The organism is Streptomyces sp. cg36, assembly GCF_041080675.1.
GTDB lineage: Bacteria > Actinomycetota > Actinomycetes > Streptomycetales > Streptomycetaceae > Streptomyces.
Window position 1 is genome coordinate 6274057 of record NZ_CP163520.1, and the last position, 16762, is coordinate 6290818.

Below are 16762 nucleotides of genomic sequence, written 5' to 3' on the forward strand. Positions count from 1 at the left end.
GCGGCGGGGTTGCGCCGGGCGGGCGACTTGCCGGGGCCCGCCCGGCGCTGCTCCGCCGTTTCGCGGCGGCGATGTGAAAGAGAGTCAGATGAAAGGTCGATTTATATGACAATCTGACTCAAAGGAACGCGCATGTCTGCCTCCTCACCCCCGCGCCCCGCCGTCCGCCGTCCGGCCGCCACCGCCCTCGCCCTCGGGCTCGCGGGAGCCGTCCTCGCCGGCGCCCCGGCCGCCCACGCCGCACCCGGCGACAACGGCGATGTGAAGATCCACAACCTGGGCACCCCGTTCACCGACCAGCGCGACGAGCCCAAGGTCTGCGGGTTCTACCTCGACGGCTTCAACTTCGACGCCAACCAGAACGTCACCTGGTCCATCCAGACCCAGCCGCTGCGGGCGGGCGGCGCCACCCTCAACGGCGCCATCGCCCTGCCCGCCGGCACGGGCCACACCCTGCCGCTCACCCTTCCCAACGGGCAGTACAAGCTCACCTGGAAGATCACCGGCGGCAACGGCGCGGGCAAGATGAAGGTCTTCAAGGTCGACTGCCTGCCCATCACCAGTCCGCCGGGCACCACCACCGGCGGCGGCTCGGCCGGTGCGACCGGCGGTGCCACCGGCGGCAGCGGCGGCCCCAACGGCGGGCCGAACGCGGGCGGCGGCGGTCTGGCCGGGACCGACTCCCTCACCGACGGCGTCTCCCCGGCCGCGGGCATCGCGGCCCTCGGCCTCGTCGGCGTCTCCGGGGTGCTCTTCGTCCGGCGGCTGCGCCGCCGCCCCCATGGCGCCGCGTAGCGCGTCCCCCAGGCCCTTCCACCGGACGCGCGCCTACCGGCTGACGCGCACGGCCGCGCTGGCCGCGACCCTGGTCGTCGGCGGCGTCTGGTGGGCCCAGGACGACGGGTCGGTCGCACCGGTCGCCATGGGCGCGGCGGGGGCCCCGGGCACGGCGGCGCCCGCGGCCACCACCGGGGCCGACGGGGACAAACAGGCCGCGGACCCCGCCCGTCCGGCGGGCCCCGGCGGCAAGGCCGCGCCGGGCGGGCGGGGCCGGGCGGGCGCGCCCCCGCCCGCGGCCCGCCCGCTGCCGCGCTCCCCGGCGACCGGCCTGGCCATCCCGTACCTGAGCCTGACGGCGCCGGTCGTCGGTCTCGGGCTCGATCCGGCGCACCACCTCGCGACCCCGCCGGTCGACAACCCGAAGCTGGTCGGCTGGTACGCGAACGGGCCCTCGCCGGGCGAGGCGGGCACCGCCGTCGCGGTCGGCCACCGCGACACCCGCACCGGCGCCGCGGTCTTCGCCAACATCGCCATGCTGCGGCCCGGCCGGCTGGTCGAGGCCCGCCGGGCGGACGGCCGCGTCGCGGTGTACACGGTGGACGCGGTCCGCAAGTTCGACAAGGCGCACTTTCCCGACGAGGAGGTGTACGGGGCGCGGGCCCGCCCCGAGCTGCGGCTGATCACCTGCGGCGGCAGGTTCGACCGGAAGAAGGGGTACGAGAGCAACGTCGTCGTCTTCGCCCACCTCACCGCCGTACGGGGGCCGGGCCGGACCGCATAGCCTCCTCCTGGCGCCCGGGTCGGCCGGGCGGCCCCTGGTGCTGGAAAACTACCGGCGCTAGTTTGGGTCCCCGACACCCAGGCTCAGGAGGAGCGCGATGAACGCCCACGACGGGATGTACATAGGCGGTCGCTGGACCCCGGCCGCGGGCGGCGACACGACCGCCGTGGTGAACCCGGCGGACGAGCAGGTCATCGCCCACGTACCGGCCGGGACCGCCGAGGACGTGGACGCGGCGGTGCGCGCGGCCCGCGCGGCCCTGCCGGGCTGGGCCGCGACCCCGCCCGCCGCGCGCGCCGCACTGATCGCGGCCCTGCGGGACCGGCTGGCCGAGCGCAAGGACGAGATCGCGGCCACGGTCACCGCCGAACTCGGCGCGCCCGCGCAGTTCGCCCAGCAGGTGCACGTGGGCCTGCCGATCGCGGTCGCCGGCTCCTACGCCGAACTCGCCGCCGCGCACGCCTTCGAGGAGCGGATCGGCAACTCCACCGTCTTCCACGAGCCGGTCGGCGTGGTCGGCGCGATCACCCCCTGGAACTATCCGCTCCACCAGATCGTCGCCAAGGTGGCACCCGCGCTCGCGGCGGGCTGCACGGTCGTCCTCAAGCCCGCCGAGGACACCCCGCTCACCGCCCGGCTGTTCGCGCGGGCGGTCCACGAGGCCGGGGTGCCCGCCGGGGTGTTCAACCTGGTCACCGGGCTCGGGCCGGTCGCGGGCCAGGCGCTCGCCGAGCACGAGGGCGTCGATCTGCTCTCCTTCACCGGCTCCACCGCCGTCGGCCGCCGCATCGGCGCCCTGGCGGGCGGCGCCGTCAAGCGGGTCGCCCTGGAGCTCGGCGGCAAGTCCGCCAACGTCATCCTGCCGAGCGCGGACCTGGCGAGGGCCGTCGCCGTCGGCATCGCCAACGTGATGGGCAACTCCGGCCAGACGTGCAGCGCCTGGACCCGGATGCTGGTCCACGCCGACCGGTACGAGGAGGCCGTCGGTCTCGCCCGCGCCGCCGTCGCCAAGTACCCGGTGGGCGAGCGGGTCGGGCCGCTGGTCAGCGCCCGGCAGCGGGACCGGGTGCGCGGCTACATCGAGAAGGGCGTCGAGGAGGGCGCCCGGCTGGTGGCGGGCGGCGCCGGGGCCCCGCTGGAGCGCGGCTACTACGTGGCGCCGACCGTCTTCGCCGATGTCACCCCGGAGATGACGATCGCCCAGGAGGAGATCTTCGGCCCGGTCGTCGCGCTCATCCCGTACCGCGACGAGGAGGACGCGCTGCGGATCGCCAACGGCACGGTGTACGGGCTGGCGGGCGCGGTCTGGGCGGGCGACGACGCCGAGGCGGTGGCCTTCGCGCGGCGGATGGAGACCGGGCAGGTGGACATCAACGGCGGCCGGTTCAACCCGCTCGCCCCCTTCGGCGGCTACAAGCAGTCGGGGGTGGGCCGCGAGCTCGGCCCGCACGGCCTGAGCGAGTACCTCCAGACCAAGTCACTGCAGTTCTGACGACCCGTCACCGAGCACCACCCTTTCTCACTCCGGGAGCAGCATCGTGGTCCGCGCCGCAGTCCTACCCTCCGTCGGCTCCCCGCTGGAGGTCACCGAGATAGCACTCCCCGAGCCCGGCCCCGGCCAGGTGCGGGTCCGCCTCGCCGCCGCCGGGGTCTGCCACTCCGACCTCTCGCTGGCCAACGGCACCATGCGCGTCCCCGTACCGGCCGTCCTCGGCCACGAGGGCGCGGGCACCGTCGTCGCGGTCGGCGAGGGCGTCACCTCGGTCGCGCCCGGCGACGGCGTGGTCCTCAACTGGGCGCCCTCCTGCGGCAGTTGCCACCCCTGCTCGCTGGGCGAGGTCTGGCTCTGCCTCAACGCGCTGACCGGCGCGGGCGCGGTGTACGCGCACACGGCCGACGGCCGGGAGCTGCACCCGGGGCTCAACGTGGCGGCCTTCGCCGAGGAGACGGTCGTCGCCGAGAACTGTCTGCTGCCCCTGCCCGAGGGCGTCCCGCTGGTCGAGGCGGCGCTGCTGGGCTGCGCGGTGCTGACGGGGTACGGCGCCGTCCACCACTCGGCGAAGGTCCGCGAGGGCGAGACGGTCGCCGTGTTCGGGGCGGGCGGCGTGGGCCTGGCCACCCTCCAGGCCGCCCGGATCGCGGGCGCCGGGCAGATCGTGGCGGTCGACGTCTCCCCGGCGAAGGAGGAGCTGGCGCGCCGGGCGGGCGCCACCGACTTCGTGGTGGCCTCCGACACCACGGCCAAGGACATCCGGAAGCTGACCGGCGGCCACGGCACCGACGTGGCGGTGGAGTGCGTGGGGCGCGCGGTCACCATCCGCACGGCCTGGGAGTCCACCCGGCGCGGTGGCCGCACCACGGTCGTCGGCATCGGCGGCAAGGACCAGGAGGTCTCCTTCAACGCCCTGGAGATCTTCCACTGGGGCCGTACGTTCTCGGGCTGCGTGTACGGCAACAGCGACCCGGCGCGCGATCTGCCGGTCCTGGCCGAGCACGTCCGCGCGGGCCGCCTGGACCTGGCGGCGATGGTGTCCGGGCGGACCGGGCTCGACGGCATCCCGGCCGCCTTCGCCGACATGGAGGCGGGCAAGGGCGGGCGGGCGCTGGTGGTGTTCTAGGGGCCGGCGCGGAGGCGGGCGCGCCGGTTACCCCGCGTCCCGGCCGGGGGCGGCCGGGCGGCCCCGCCCCGCGGTGCTCAGTGCCGGGCCTCCGCCTCCGGCTGCGGCGCGGGGACGGGGGCGGCGGCCGGAGGGGCAGGAACCTCCGCGCTCCGCCGGGGCCGCGAGCGGGAGACGGCCACGCCCGCCAGGCACAGGGCGCCCCCGGCCAGCGTCAGCCAGTCCGGCACCTCGTCCAGCACCGCCCAGGACATCAGCACCACCAGCGCGGGCACCACATAGGTGGTCGCGCCCATCTTCCCGGCCGTCGTGCGGGCCAGCGCGTACGCCCAGGTGGTGAAGGCGAGCGCGGTCGGGAACACGCCCAGGTAGACCATGTTCAGGGTCGCGCCGACCGGTGCGTCGGCGGCGTCGGAGACCAGCCGACCGGCGAACGGCAGACAGGCCACCGTCCCCACCAGGCAGCCGAAGAAGGTCACTTGGAGCGCGCTGGCCCGGCCGAGCGCGGGCTTCTGCGCCACCACGCCGCCCGCGTAGGTCATCGCCGCCAGCAGACAGAGGACCACCCCGAGCACCGAGGCGCCGCCGTCCCCGGACATCGACAGGCCGACCGCCACCGCGCCCGCGAACGAGACGCCCATGCCGGCCGCCAGCCGCGGCGGCAGCCGCTCGCCCAGGAAGCGGGCGCCGAGCAGGGCGATGAGGATCGGGCCGATGTTCACGATCATCGCGGCCGTGCCCGCGTCGACCTCCCGCTCGCCCCAGTTGAGCACCACCATGTAGACCCCGAACCACAGCAGGCCCGAGGCGGCTATGCCCGGCCAGGCCCCGCGCGGGGGAAGCCCCTCGCGCCGGACCGCGAACAGCACGCCGAGCACGACGGTTCCGGCGGCCAGCCGGCCCAGTGCCAGCGCTCCGGGTGCGTAGGCGGCGCCCGCGCTGCGGATGGACACGAAGGCCGAGGCCCACAGGACCACGGAGACCGCCGCGGCGGCGAGCGCCAGACCTTCCGAACCGCGCGGGGAGCGTGAGGAGTTCGTCATGGGCCCGACGGTACGGCCGAAACCGTTCGGTGCTCACCGCATTATTGCCGGGCCACCGGTTTGCCACTGAGCCCGCGGCTTGTCACTGAGCCCGCAGCCCGCCGAGCCGTCGGCCCGCCGACCCGCAGCCCGCCGGTCGGTCGGCTCGCCGGCCCGCCGCCGCGCGCACCCGCTCAGCGCAGGCTCGCCCCGGCGATGCCGAGCAGCTCGCCCAGTGCCCGCTCGCCCGACGGCGTCACCCGTACCGCCCGCTCGGAGCCGATCCGTACGCACCAGCCCGCCTCCAGCGCGTGCGCGCAGAGCGCGGCGCCCGCCGCCCCGGCCAGATGGGGGCGGCGCTCGGTCCAGTCGAGGCAGGAGCGCACCAGCGGGCGACGGCCCGAGCGCTCCAGCGCGATCCCCACCTCCCCGTACCAGCGCACCCCTTCGCGGGTCAGCGCGAACCCGGCGTCCTGGATAAGCAGGCCGCGCACGGTCATCGCGTCGGTGATCGCGATGCCGAGGCGGCCCGCGAGATGGTCGTAGCAGGTGCGCCCGCGCGCCATCGCGCTGCCCGCCGACGCGGCCCGCAGGGTGCGCGGCGCGGCCGGTGCGGTGCGTGCCGCCAGCTCCTCCACGAGATGGGCGACGCCCGGGTCGGCGAGCCGTACGTAACGGTGGCGGCCCTGGCGCGCCTCGGTCAGCAGGCCGCCCGCGACCAGGCGGCCCAGGTGCTCACTGGCGGTGGAGGGCGCGACCTTGGCGTGCCGCGCCAGTTCGCCCGCCGTCCACGCCCGCCCGTCGAGCAGCGCCAGGCAGAACGTCGCCCGGGTCTCGTCGGCGAGCAGCGCGGCGAAGGCGGCGAGCCCCGATCCCGAGGTGCCCGATCCCGAGGTGCCCGATCCCGAGGTGCCCGATCCCGAGCTGCCGGATCCCGGTGTGGTGGTCATGCCTCCAGGATGCCGCCGTCACCCTTCGGCGGCGGCCGAACCGTGGGCGGCGCCGGTGCGCGCCCGCGCGGGCAGCGCCTCGTACTGCGCGGCCAGCCCGTCGAGCAGGGCGCGCAGACCGGTCTGGAAGGCGCCCTCGTCGATCTCCTGCCGGCGCTCGGCCAGCAGGTGGGCCTGGCCGAGGTGGGGGTAGTCGGCGGGGTCGTACGCCGCCTCGTCGTCCACGAAGCCCCGGGCGAAGGAGCCGAGGGCCGAGCCCATGACGAAGTACCGCATCAGCGCGCCGATCCGGGTGGCCTGCGCGGGCGGCCAACCCGCCTCGGTCATGGCGCCGAACACCGCGTCCGCCAGCCGCAGGCCCGCCGGGCGGCGCCCCGGGCCCTGGGCGAGGACCGGGACGATGTGGGGGTGGCGGGTGAGGACGGCCCGGTAGGCGAGGGCCCAGTCGTGCAGCGCGGTGCGCCAGCCGCGCGGGTCGCCCGGCTCGAACATCGACAGGTCGACCTGGGCGGAGGTGGCGTCGGCGACCGCCTCCAGGATCTCGTCCTTGGTGCGGAAGTGGTTGTAGAGGGAGGGGCCGCTGACCCCGAGCTCGGCGGCCAGGCGGCGGGTCGAGACGGCGGCGAGCCCCTCGGCGTCCACGAGCGCGCTCGCCGCCTCGACGATGCGGTCGGTGCTCAGGAGGGGCTTGCGCGGTCGGGCCATGCGGCACATAGTAGGGCCTGCGCAAGAAAAACTAGCAGTGGTAATTAAGTGGCCGGGGCCCGGCCGCCCGACCGGACCACCTGGGGTGCGAGCGAGATGAACCTGGAGCTGAGCGAGGAGCAGGAGGCCGTGCGGCGGCTCGCCGGGGAGTTCGTGGCCCGCGAGGTGATCCCGTACGCCACCGCCTGGGACCGCGCCGAGAACGTCGACCGCTCGATCGTGAAGAAGCTCGGCGCGCTGGGGTTCCTCGGGCTCACCGTCCCCGAGGAGTACGGCGGCTCCGGCGGTGACCACCTGACGTACTGCCTGGTCACCGAGGAGCTCGGGCGCGGCGACTCGGCGGTGCGCGGGATCGTCTCCGTCTCGCTCGGGCTGGTCGCCAAGACCGTGGCGCACTGGGGCGACGAGGAGCAGAAGCGGACCTGGCTGCCGCGCCTGACCTCCGGCGACGCGCTCGGCTGCTTCGGGCTGACCGAGCCCGGCACCGGCTCCGACGCGGCAAACCTCGCCACCCGGGCCGTCCGCGACGGCGGCGACTACGTCGTCAACGGCTCCAAGATGTTCATCACCAACGGCACCTGGGCGGACGTGGTGCTGCTCTTCGCCCGCACCGACGACACCCCGGGCCACCGGGGCATATCCGCCTTCCTGGTGCCCGCCGACACCCCGGGCCTGACCCGCCGGGCCATCCACGGCAAGCTCGGCCTGCGCGGCCAGGCCACCGCCGAGCTGGTCCTCCAGGACGTGCGGATCCCGGCGTCCGCGCTGCTCGGCCCCGAGGGCAAGGGCTTCTCGATCGCCATGTCCGCGCTGGCCAAGGGGCGGATGTCGGTGGCCGCCGGCTGCGTGGGCATCGCCCGGGCCGCGCTGGAGGCGGCCGTCGGGTACGCGGGGGAGCGCGAGCAGTTCGGCCGGTCCATCGCGCACTACCAGCTGGTGCAGGAGCTGATCAGCGACATCTCGGTGGACGTGGACGCGGCCCGGCTGCTCACCTGGCGGGTCGCCGATCTCGTCGACCGGGGCCGGGAGTTCGCCACCGCCGCCTCGAAGGCCAAGCTCTTCGCCTCGGAGGCCGCCGTGCGCGCCGCCAACAACGCCCTCCAGGTGTACGGGGGGTACGGCTACATCGACGAGTACCCGGTCGGCAAGCTGCTGCGCGACGCCCGGGTGATGACGCTGTACGAGGGCACGAGCCAGATCCAGAAGCTCATCATCGGCCGCGCCGAGACCGGCGTCTCGGCCTTCTGACCCGCCGCCCGGCCGGTTCTGAGTACCTCCTGAGTACGCGAGCGGATGTGGCCCCGGCCACACCCGCCGCATGCTGACGCCATGAGTGAGACACCGGTCAAGCAGCAGAACACGGCCGCGTACTACGGGCAGGCCGTCGCGTCCTTCGCCATCGCCGTCACGGCCACGGCCGTCGGCATCACCCGGCTCCAGGCCGACGCCTGGGTGCGGGCCTTCCTCGGCATCGCCGTCCTCTACCTGGTCACCTCCGCCTTCACGCTCGCCAAGGTGGTCCGCGACCGCCAGGAGGCCGGGCAGATCGTCAGCCGGGTCGACCAGGCCCGGCTGGAGAAGCTCCTCGCCGAGCACGACCCCTTCCAGAAGCTGTAGCCGCACGTCTAAGCGCTTGCTCACCCTCGGGGTATGGTGTTCGTCCGAAGGGAAGGGGCAAGCGATGGGTACGGCTGAGCAGACGGTCGGCGACGACAAGCCGTGGGGCGAGGTCACGCCGGAGGCCGCCCGGCGGCTGCTCGTCGCCGCCGTGGAGGCGTTCGCGGAGCGCGGCTACCACGCGACGACGACACGGGACATCGCGGGCCGCGCCGGGATGAGCCCGGCCGCGCTCTACATCCACTACAAGACCAAGGAAGAGCTGCTCCACCGGATCAGCCGGATCGGCCACGACAAGGCCCTGGAGATCCTGGAGACGGCCGCGGCGGCCCCCGGCACGGCCGCCGAGCGCCTCGCGGGCGCGGTGCGCTCCTTCGTACGCTGGCACGCCGGGCACCACATGACCGCGCGGGTCGTCCAGTACGAGCTGGACGCGCTCGGCCCCGAGCACCGCACCGAGATCGTGGGGCTGCGCCGCCGCAGCGACGCGGCCGTGCGGCGGATCCTCCAGGAGGGCGTGGCGGCGGGCGAGTTCGACGTGCCGGACGTGCCCGGGACCACGCTCGCCGTGCTGTCGCTCTGCATCGACGTGGCGCGCTGGTTCAGCGCGGAGGGCCGCCGCACGCCCGACGAGGTCGGCGCGCTCTACGCCGACCTCGTCCTGCGGATGGTCGGGGCCCGGCAGAAGTAGCCGCGGGGCCCGCCGCTCGGCGGCGGGGGCCGGGGGACCGGCCGCTCAGAAGTAGTAGCGCGAGACCGACTCCGCCACGCAGACCGGCTTGTCGCCGCCCTCGCGCTCCACGGTGACCTTCGCGGTCACCTGCACCCCGCCGCCCGCCTCCACCACGTCGGTGAGGACGGCGGTGGCCCGCAGCCGCGAGCCCACCGGCACGGGGGCGGGGAAACGGACCTTGCCGGTGCCGTAGTTGATGCCCATCCGCATGCCCTCGACCCGCAGCACCTGCGGCACCAGCGACGGCAGCAGCGACAGCGTGAGATAGCCGTGCGCGATCGTCGTCCCGAACGGGCCCGCCGCCGCGCGGACCGGGTCCACGTGGATCCACTGGTGGTCCCCGGTGGCCTCGGCGAACAGGTCGATGCGGCGCTGGTCGACCTCCAGCCAGCCGCTGTGCCCGAGCGGCTCGCCCACGGCGGCCTTCAGCTCGTCGGCGGAGGTGAAGATCCTCGGCTCTGCCATGCCGGTTCCTGCCTCTCTCGCATGTGTGCGCCGCCCCGCGGCCACTCCTGGCCAAGCGCTTGCTCAGCATGGTCGGGGCGGTCCCCGCTGTCAACGGCCGACGGGCCGCCGCAGTAGGGTTCCAGGGGTGCCGCAGATCAGAAACTACTGACTGCGCGCGCCCTCACCGGCGATGCCGCCGCGGACCCTGCTGCGACGGCCTGCACGGTGTGCTCCGCCCCGATCGCCCAGACCCCCGGCAAGAAGCCCCGGCAGTTCTGCACGAGCACCTGCCGCAGCCGCGCCCACCGCGCCGCCACGCGCGCCTCGAAGCCGACCCGAAACGTTGCAACGATTTCCCTGACCAGGGAAAACGCCCCCGCTTCACCCCCTCCGACTCCCGCGCCGCCCGGGGTCCTCCGCTTCCCGGAGCTCACCAAGAACCACTGGTTCTGGCTCGCGTCGATCCGGCACGCCCGCGGCACGCTCCCCTCCCGTGCCCGCCGCATCGTGAAGTTCTTGTCCGAGCAGCGCATCGCCGCCACGTCCGGCCGGATCATCGGCCGCCAGCACAGCGAAGGCGTGGACGGCGGGATGGAACTCGCTTCGTACTACGCGAACAGGTACCGGCTCGCGGCCGACGCCTTCTGGGAGGACATGCGCCTTCTCAAGCACCTCGGCCTGGCCGAACAGCTCGTCCGCCCCGCCCCCGGCCGCAAGGCCGTCTACGCCCTCGTCCTTCGCACCGACGCGATCCCCAACGGCCTGCCCGAGGACCTTGCCCGTGCCCTGCGGGTCTACGACCTGCCCGAACCCGAGCCGGAGGACGAGGACACCCGCTACGGCCATCTCACCGACTCCCAGCCCGTCGCCGTGGCCCAGGTCGTTGCTGAGCCGGATCTGCCCCTCACGCTCACCGAGGAAGCCACGTTCCTTACTGAGCTCGCCGCTGCCCCTCGATGGGAGCACCCAGAAGGCACGTCCGCTGCCATCGCGGCCGCAGAGATCAGCCGCTCGTCGAAGGCCCTCGGGGCCCAGGGCGGGGTGCGTGATCTCCGGTGCACGGCTGTCCGGTCGAACACCGGCGAGCGCCTGATGCAACGATTTGGATCACGATCCGAAACGACTCCTCTATACCCAGAGGGTTATCAACCATCTGGTTTTGGTTCTTCTGCGGGTAGTTGGTGGTCGGGCTGTTCGATTCGAGATGGACAGGATCAAAAGCGGACGCCTTCGGCGGCAGCCAGAACCAGGAGCTTGCTTCCGGCCGGTCCGGACCTTGCCGCCGTCGCAGATCGGGTCTTGCGCGACGTGTGGGCCGCGTGGAGGCGTGAACTCGGCCGAGGGAAGGTGATTCTCCGCTCCACCGATCGCGAGGCCAGTGGGGCGCCGCACGCCGGTTCCGCATGGGAAGACCTGCGGCGGACGGTCGAGATCGCGCTCCGCAGGACCACGCCGGGCGACATCGTCGACATCCTGACCGCCAGCATCACCAACGCTGATGATCTCGGCCGGGTTGCCGGTTGGCGTCTGTGGAAGCTGATCAACACCAAGCGGAACGCCCAGGGGTATGGCCGGCGAGCCCAGGTCCAACAGGCCCTGCACGTCACGCTCCGAGACGACCACAGCGCTTCCTACCTCGCAGACCGTCGCGAGTGGTTCGCCTTGTGCGATCAGCGCCGCCGCGAGGCCGATGCCGCGCGGGCCGAGCAGCTGTCGGTCTATGAGCGCTGGGCCATCTGGCGCCTCACCGAGCCCCGCGAACCCACGCCTCCCAAGGAGTTCTCCCGGACGGTCGATCCGCGCAGCCAGGCCGTACGCGCCGGAATCGTGCGGCCCCAGACCGGCGGCACAGCCAGAGAACGAGCCGTCCTGGAACGCGCCCGCGCCGACAAACGCGCCCGCAAGACAGGACTCACATGAACACCAACTCGCCCACGGAGCAGACGATGACATCCCCCGCGCCGATCAGCGTCGCAGCGTCTCAGCTGAAGGCTGGCGATGAGATCCCGAGCTGGCCTGGGACCATCACGTGCGGCCCGGTCCGCAGTCCCAATGGATGGGGCTACGTCTTGGTCGAGATCGACGGCCGGGACCACGACCTCGACGCCCACGAGGTCGTCACGGTCATCCGCCAGCCAGCGGTCACGGACGTCTGCGTGCCCGGGGCCTTCCTGGCCGCTGCCTCCATCTGCTGCCCGGCCGGACTGCCCGGCTTCCTCACTGCACCTGGCCCACCGCGCTGCGGGACCCGTCCCGTCCAGCTGCGGCTCATGGCCGAGGAGAAGGAACAACTCGCCGACATCGCAGCCCTCACCTGGTGGGAGTGCGTCCAGGACCCAGACGGCCCGTCCGTTCTGTTCGCCGATGCCGCCCGCGGTGTCGCTGGACTTCTGGACGGCCGCTGATGCTGCCCCTCGCCTCGATACTCACGGAAACCGACCCCGGCCTCGACCGCGACCAAGTCGGCCCGGCCGGCATGGGCTGGCGCCACCGCGCGGCCTGCCGGAACCAGCCGGTCGACCTCGACTGGTTCTTCCCCAGCAGCGGCGAAGCCGCCCGCAGCCTGACGGCCGCCCGGGAGGTCTGCGACGTGTGCCCGGTCAAGCCGGAGTGCCTGGCGTACGGGCTGGCCAGCGAGCAGATGTGGGGCGTGTGGGGCGGCGTCCTCGCCGACAGCGTCGAGTGGCGGGCCCTCGGCGGAAGGCCGAGGAACACATGACCGGCGGCCGGACTCAGAGCAGCCCCCGCCAGATCGGGGCGGGGGCCCCGGCGAGCGCGCGCAGCGGTTCAGCCGTCGGTGCCGGCCGTCTTGGTCTGGGCGGCCTTTCGGCGGTTGGCCGCGGTGCGCATCCGGCTGACGGTCGCCTCGTTGTAGTCCGCCGCGTCGGCGGCCTCCGTGACCACGAGCACGCCGCGCTCGATGTAGGCGAGGACCGTCTCGTTCAGGAGCTCGCGCTTCTTGGTCAGGGATTTCTCCGCGTCGGTGACGTCCTGCCGCAGTTTCTGGAGGAACTGCTCGGCGTCGAGGCGGGCGGCGTCGGCTTCACGGTCGAGGACACGTCGGCGGCGGGGCGGCATGCGCCCATCATGACAAGCCCGTCAAGACCCGTAGGTCGTGGGTACGAACCGGCCACCCCGCCCGACCACGGTGGCCAAAACCCCCCCTTGTGGCATGACGAGCAAGTCATGACTATGAAGTCATGCCTTGCGAGTCGAGGCAGCGCACAACGCACGACGGCCCGGCCCGGTGCGGACACACCAGGACGAGCCGAAACGCGAACCACCCCCGGCGCGGACACGCCAGGGGTGGCTCTGACCCGACACCTCACGTGCATGAGGAGCGAGCTGTGCCCGATCTTTCCATGCCCACCCCTGCCCGCTTACGGCAGGCCACCGCGGACGCCGGCCACCGCGCCCGCGCCCTCCGCAGCGCCCGCATCGCCGACTCCGTCACCCCGGAGTCAATCGCGGCGACGGCCGACGCCGTCACCGCCCACCTTGACGCCCTCACCGCCGCCCGTATCGACGGCCGCCGCTGATGGGCCTCCTCAACCGCCTCCTCGGCGGCACCAACGACTACCGCGCCCCCAACGCGACCCCCCGCTACCGGGAACGCGAAGCGCCCCAGGCCAAAGCCGCCCGCAAGACGGCCACGGCCCGCGCCGACCGGGCCGCCCGGCACCGCCGCAACCTGCCCTCCGACCCGGACCCGTTCACCGGCCGCACCGGCGGCGAACGGAGCCGGTGGCGCTGGTGACCACCCGCTGCCAGTTCGACATCGCCCCGGCGACGCTCACCGTCGCCCGGCTCCGCGACCAGGACGAAGCCCACCGGCAAGGGCTCTGCGCCCGGCTGTGGGCCACCGAACAGGCCCGCCGCCGCGACCGCAACGCCCTCCACCCGACCACCACCAACCAGGAAGACCGCGACTCATGACCGCCACCGCGCACCCCCGACTTCTCGCCGACCACCGGCACAGTCCCCTCGCCGGGGGTGCGCGGTGACCACCCCCGAGCCCCCGAAACAGGAGCGGCTGTCCCGCTGGGAGATCGCCCTCGCCGCCACCGCCGCCGCTCTCGCCGTCACGGCCGGCACCTTCGGACTGATCCTGTCGTTCAGCACCGTCTCCTCGTGGGCGGACACCCGCGGCTTCAAGTTCCCCCCGCTGGTCCCGCTCGCGGTCGACTTCCTGATCCCCGCGTCCGGCGTCGCCTACGTCCTCCTCGTCCGCCTGGACATCCCGCTGTGGTGGCTCCGCTACGCGCCCTGGGCCCTGACCGGCGTCACCGTGTTCCTGAACATCCCCAAAGGCAGCGAGGCCGGGATCGGGGAGATGGTCGGCCACGCGGCGATGCCCGCGGTGTGGGCGTTCGTGACCGAGGTGTTCATCCACGTCTACCGGGCCAAGCGCGGCATCCGTACCGGGCGCCGGATGGAAAGCATCCGCTGGGCTCGCTGGCTGCTCGCCCCCGTGCCCACGTTCCGGCTGTGGCGGCGCATGAAGCTGTGGGAACTCCGCTCGTACGACCAAGTCCTCAAGCTCGAACGAGAGCGAATCGCCTACCGCGACCACCTCCGGAGCCGCTACGGCTGGGCATGGCGGCGCACGGCCCCGGTCGAATCCCGCATGCCGCTGCGCCTGGCCAAGTACGGCGTTCCCCTCGCGGAGACGGCCCCGGCGGGTCTGGCCGCCGCCGGGATCAAGCCGACTGCCGTCACTCCGGACGGCCACGCGGCGGAGGCCACGGAGGTGACCGCCACGGTGGAACGCGCGAGCACCCCGACGGGCGGGCCAACCGAACCGCCCGCACTTCCGCACGCGGAGGAGGTCCCTTCCCTCCGTGCCCTCCTGCCGGCGCGGCAGGCCGCCTATGCGGCGGAGGAGGTCGTGAGGAAGCCGAGGGAGGAGGTCACCGCCCGCATCCCGGAGGAGGTTCCCTTGCTGCCTCCTCCGCCGGACCTCCTCCACCACGACAACGACGTGGAGGAGGTCGAAGAAGGCTTGGCGAACTGTGCGGAGGAGGTCCTGGAGGAGGTCCCTCTGCTGCCTCCTCCGCCGGACCTCCTCCACCTCGACCACGGCACGGAGGAGGTCTCGCGGGCCGCCCTCTCGACAGGCGGAGAAATCGACATTGCGCCGCAGGTCACGGCGGAGGAGGTTCCTGCGCCGGAGCCCACGGAGGAGGCCACGGAGGACGTCCTCCGCAAGGCCCGGACCGAGGCCCAGAAATGGGCGCAGAGCCCCGAAGGCATCGCCCTGCGCGAGGAGATCCGCAAGCAGCTCCTCGCGCTCCTGGACCGCGCGGAGGAGGTCTCCCCGGCCGACTTCGCCCGCGAGCACCCCCACTACCGGGTCACCCGAAAGTACGTCGCCGACCAGCTCAAGTGGGCCCGCGCTCACGCGCACAAGCCGACTACCTGACCGATCCCAAGGACGACGATGACCTCCTCCATACCCACGGTCCGTGGCGATGTCTGCGGCTGCACGGTGACCGTCCTGCCCACCGCCGAGTACCGGTCCACGCCGACACCGACCCGGGTCTTACGGGCCCAGGTCGGTGCGGATGAGCAGCGCGTCCGGTTCTACCTGTGGCGGCTCCTCGGTGTCGGGGGAGCGCGGTGACCACGACCGACGAGCCCGCGGCCACCGAGGCCGGCGAGGTCGATCTGCACGTGCCGCTGCCGCCCGAGCAGCCCATGCCCGTGCCCGTCGAGCCGCCCGAGCCTGAGTGGTGGCAGCAGCCGGGGGCGTACGAGCCGGTCCCGGCCACGCCGTCGCAGGCCGTCCCGCCCAAGCCGACCACCCCGCCACCCGCCAGCGAGGACCAGGAGGAGTCCAGGTTCGTGACGCCGACCATGCCGACCGCCCCGCCGACCGCGCACCTCCTCGACCAGGACGACCCGGTCGAAGGGGACGAGGACGTGGATGGCCAGGAGCAGCCGGACACCCGCGCGGAGCGGCGCCGCCTGCGCCGGGTCCGCCTTCCTCGCCCGCGCCGGGCCGACCCCGACCCGGATACGGGGGACAGCGAAGCCCCGGCCGCCGAGGACGCCGACCAGGAGCAAGGGCCTCGTGGGGACGACGGGTACTGGCCGGTGGTCGGCGCGGAGATCCGGCAGGGCTTCGAGCCGCTGCGGAACGAGGTGGCCGCGCTCACCGCGCACTTGTACGCGGTGAAGGTGGGCGAGGAGGAAGCGGCCAGCCCCCGCAAGCTCGCGCACGCCGTACGGACGGGACGGTTCAAGCGCTACGCGCCCGCGCTCGCCCTGCCCCTGATCCCGATCCCGCCGTTCGTCCCGGCCGTCGGCGGGTTCTCCCTCGCCAAGGTCTACGCCTCGGTGCCGCAGTCGATGGCGGCCGACATGCACACCGGGGTCGCGATCGCGGCCGCCGTGTCCCTCGTCCCGGCCGCCGTCCTCGTCTGGCGCGTCGGGAAGCACCTGAAGGCCCGCACGAAGCCGGGGTTCACGCTGCGCGTCGCCACTGCCACCAGCCTGATCGGCTCCCTCCTCTACGGGCCGATCGGCGCCTACGCCCTCTACCTCACGAACGGAGTCGTCGCATGACGCTGTCCTTCATCACCCTGTCCGCGCCCGCCCCGCAGGTCGGCACCGGGGCCGTCGCGGCCGGCGGGTTCGGCGCGATCGTCTTCGGCATCCTGACCACCGTCTGGTACGTGCGGCAGTGGAAGAACGCCAAGCGCCGCGAGACCCGCGCCCCCTACCTGCAAGGCATGTGGACCGGCGTCACCCTCGGCATGACCGGCGGCGTCATAGGGTCCCTCGTCCTCGCGCTCACATCGGTCGCGGCGGTCGGCGGCGACCTCGCGATGCAGACCGGGGCCGGAGCCCAGGTCGGCGGGGCCACTGCGGGCCGTACCGGGCAGGCCACCGCGGCGATCGCCCTGATCGGGCTGGTCGTTCTGGTGTGGAACGTGTCGGGCTGGTCGGCGGGCGCGAAGGACGGCAAGGTCCCGTACTTCATGGGGATTACCAGCGGGGCATCGTTCGGCCTGGGCGGCGGACTCCTGCTCGTCCTGACCGGCGCGGTCGGCATGGTCTCCAACTCGCTGGGCGGGATCATCCTGAACCTGGTCGGGGCCCGGTGA

At 73.6% G+C, this 16762-nt stretch carries 22 protein-coding genes; 17 read left to right on the forward strand and 5 right to left on the reverse strand.

All coding sequences use genetic code 11. The annotated features are described in order from the left end of the window. The first annotated feature begins 132 nt into the window (after positions 1-132). The 4 genes from AB5J87_RS27715 to AB5J87_RS27730 all read left to right on the forward strand — a co-directional run bounded on the left by AB5J87_RS27715 (position 133) and on the right by AB5J87_RS27730 (position 4179). Entirely contained in the window at positions 133-795 is a 663-nt protein-coding gene (locus AB5J87_RS27715) for a hypothetical protein (RefSeq protein WP_369380314.1), read from the forward strand. Beyond that, positions 782-1561, forward strand: a complete 780-nt coding sequence (locus AB5J87_RS27720; protein WP_369380317.1) for a class F sortase — start codon at positions 782-784, stop codon at positions 1559-1561. Before AB5J87_RS27715 ends, AB5J87_RS27720 begins: the two co-directional genes overlap by 14 nt. Positions 1562-1658: 97 nt before the next feature. Further along, the gene (locus AB5J87_RS27725) at positions 1659-3053 is read left to right on the forward strand and encodes an aldehyde dehydrogenase family protein (RefSeq protein WP_369380318.1); all 1395 of its coding nucleotides are present in this window, start codon (positions 1659-1661) and stop codon (positions 3051-3053) included. Between the two features lie 46 nt (positions 3054-3099). Continuing rightward, positions 3100-4179: a Zn-dependent alcohol dehydrogenase gene (locus AB5J87_RS27730; protein ID WP_369380320.1), complete on the forward strand. Its 1080-nt coding sequence runs from the start codon at positions 3100-3102 to the stop codon at positions 4177-4179. Between the two features lie 77 nt (positions 4180-4256). On the opposite strand, the gene AB5J87_RS27735 is transcribed toward AB5J87_RS27730, so the two are convergent. The 3 genes from AB5J87_RS27735 to AB5J87_RS27745 all read right to left on the reverse strand — a co-directional run bounded on the left by AB5J87_RS27735 (position 4257) and on the right by AB5J87_RS27745 (position 6856). After that, positions 4257-5222, reverse strand: a complete 966-nt coding sequence (locus AB5J87_RS27735; RefSeq protein ID WP_369380322.1) for a DMT family transporter — start codon at positions 5220-5222, stop codon at positions 4257-4259. Between the two features lie 173 nt (positions 5223-5395). Then, positions 5396-6151 carry an ArsR/SmtB family transcription factor gene (locus AB5J87_RS27740; RefSeq protein WP_369380323.1) on the reverse strand — a complete coding sequence of 252 codons (756 nt, stop codon included), beginning with the start codon at positions 6149-6151 and terminating at the stop codon, positions 5396-5398. 18 nt (positions 6152-6169) lie between these two features. Next, complete coding sequence (locus AB5J87_RS27745; protein WP_369380326.1) at positions 6170-6856, reverse strand: TetR/AcrR family transcriptional regulator; 687 nt, start codon at positions 6854-6856, stop codon at positions 6170-6172. Between the two features lie 96 nt (positions 6857-6952). Here AB5J87_RS27745 and AB5J87_RS27750 point away from each other — a divergent pair, with 96 nt between their 5' ends. The 3 genes from AB5J87_RS27750 to AB5J87_RS27760 all read left to right on the forward strand — a co-directional run bounded on the left by AB5J87_RS27750 (position 6953) and on the right by AB5J87_RS27760 (position 9164). After that, complete coding sequence (locus AB5J87_RS27750; RefSeq protein WP_369380328.1) at positions 6953-8104, forward strand: acyl-CoA dehydrogenase family protein; 1152 nt, start codon at positions 6953-6955, stop codon at positions 8102-8104. Positions 8105-8185: 81 nt separating this feature from the next. Then, positions 8186-8473 (forward strand): YiaA/YiaB family inner membrane protein, encoded by a 288-nt coding sequence (locus tag AB5J87_RS27755; protein ID WP_369380330.1) that lies wholly within the window; start codon positions 8186-8188, stop codon positions 8471-8473. A 64-nt stretch (positions 8474-8537) separates the two neighbouring features. Further along, entirely contained in the window at positions 8538-9164 is a 627-nt protein-coding gene (locus AB5J87_RS27760) for a TetR/AcrR family transcriptional regulator (RefSeq protein ID WP_369380331.1), read from the forward strand. A gap of 45 nt (positions 9165-9209) precedes the next feature. Here the strand turns inward: AB5J87_RS27760 and AB5J87_RS27765 are convergent, their stop codons facing one another. Next, positions 9210-9671, reverse strand: coding sequence for a MaoC family dehydratase (locus tag AB5J87_RS27765; protein ID WP_369380332.1), 462 nt, complete (start codon positions 9669-9671; stop codon positions 9210-9212). A gap of 498 nt (positions 9672-10169) precedes the next feature. Here AB5J87_RS27765 and AB5J87_RS27770 point away from each other — a divergent pair, with 498 nt between their 5' ends. The 3 genes from AB5J87_RS27770 to AB5J87_RS27780 all read left to right on the forward strand — a co-directional run bounded on the left by AB5J87_RS27770 (position 10170) and on the right by AB5J87_RS27780 (position 12372). Next, complete coding sequence (locus tag AB5J87_RS27770) at positions 10170-11573, forward strand: hypothetical protein (protein WP_369380333.1); 1404 nt, start codon at positions 10170-10172, stop codon at positions 11571-11573. Between the two features lie 149 nt (positions 11574-11722). Continuing rightward, on the forward strand, positions 11723-12058 hold the full coding sequence (locus AB5J87_RS27775; protein ID WP_369380335.1) for a hypothetical protein: 336 nt from the start codon (positions 11723-11725) through the stop codon (positions 12056-12058). Then, a complete protein-coding gene (locus AB5J87_RS27780) occupies positions 12058-12372 on the forward strand; it encodes a WhiB family transcriptional regulator (RefSeq protein ID WP_369380338.1) in 315 nt (104 codons plus the stop codon). Before AB5J87_RS27775 ends, AB5J87_RS27780 begins: the two co-directional genes overlap by 1 nt. Before the next feature lie 68 nt (positions 12373-12440). On the opposite strand, the gene AB5J87_RS27785 is transcribed toward AB5J87_RS27780, so the two are convergent. Next, complete coding sequence (locus AB5J87_RS27785) at positions 12441-12731, reverse strand: hypothetical protein (RefSeq protein ID WP_369380340.1); 291 nt, start codon at positions 12729-12731, stop codon at positions 12441-12443. A 269-nt stretch (positions 12732-13000) separates the two neighbouring features. On the opposite strand from AB5J87_RS27785, the gene AB5J87_RS27790 reads away from it, so the two are divergent. From AB5J87_RS27790 to AB5J87_RS27820, 7 genes are all read left to right on the forward strand, one after another. Next, positions 13001-13192 (forward strand): hypothetical protein, encoded by a 192-nt coding sequence (locus AB5J87_RS27790; protein WP_369380341.1) that lies wholly within the window; start codon positions 13001-13003, stop codon positions 13190-13192. Beyond that, complete coding sequence (locus AB5J87_RS27795; RefSeq protein ID WP_369380343.1) at positions 13192-13410, forward strand: hypothetical protein; 219 nt, start codon at positions 13192-13194, stop codon at positions 13408-13410. The genes AB5J87_RS27790 and AB5J87_RS27795 overlap by 1 nt, the downstream gene beginning before the upstream one ends. Next, entirely contained in the window at positions 13407-13589 is a 183-nt protein-coding gene (locus AB5J87_RS27800) for a hypothetical protein (protein ID WP_369380345.1), read from the forward strand. Before AB5J87_RS27795 ends, AB5J87_RS27800 begins: the two co-directional genes overlap by 4 nt. Positions 13590-13653: 64 nt before the next feature. After that, on the forward strand, positions 13654-15075 hold the full coding sequence (locus tag AB5J87_RS27805; protein ID WP_369380346.1) for a DUF2637 domain-containing protein: 1422 nt from the start codon (positions 13654-13656) through the stop codon (positions 15073-15075). Between the two features lie 18 nt (positions 15076-15093). Then, positions 15094-15276, forward strand: coding sequence for a hypothetical protein (locus AB5J87_RS27810; protein ID WP_369380347.1), 183 nt, complete (start codon positions 15094-15096; stop codon positions 15274-15276). Next, on the forward strand, positions 15273-16220 hold the full coding sequence (locus AB5J87_RS27815) for a hypothetical protein (protein ID WP_369380348.1): 948 nt from the start codon (positions 15273-15275) through the stop codon (positions 16218-16220). The genes AB5J87_RS27810 and AB5J87_RS27815 overlap by 4 nt, the downstream gene beginning before the upstream one ends. Further along, complete coding sequence (locus AB5J87_RS27820; protein ID WP_369380349.1) at positions 16217-16762, forward strand: hypothetical protein; 546 nt, start codon at positions 16217-16219, stop codon at positions 16760-16762. The genes AB5J87_RS27815 and AB5J87_RS27820 overlap by 4 nt, the downstream gene beginning before the upstream one ends.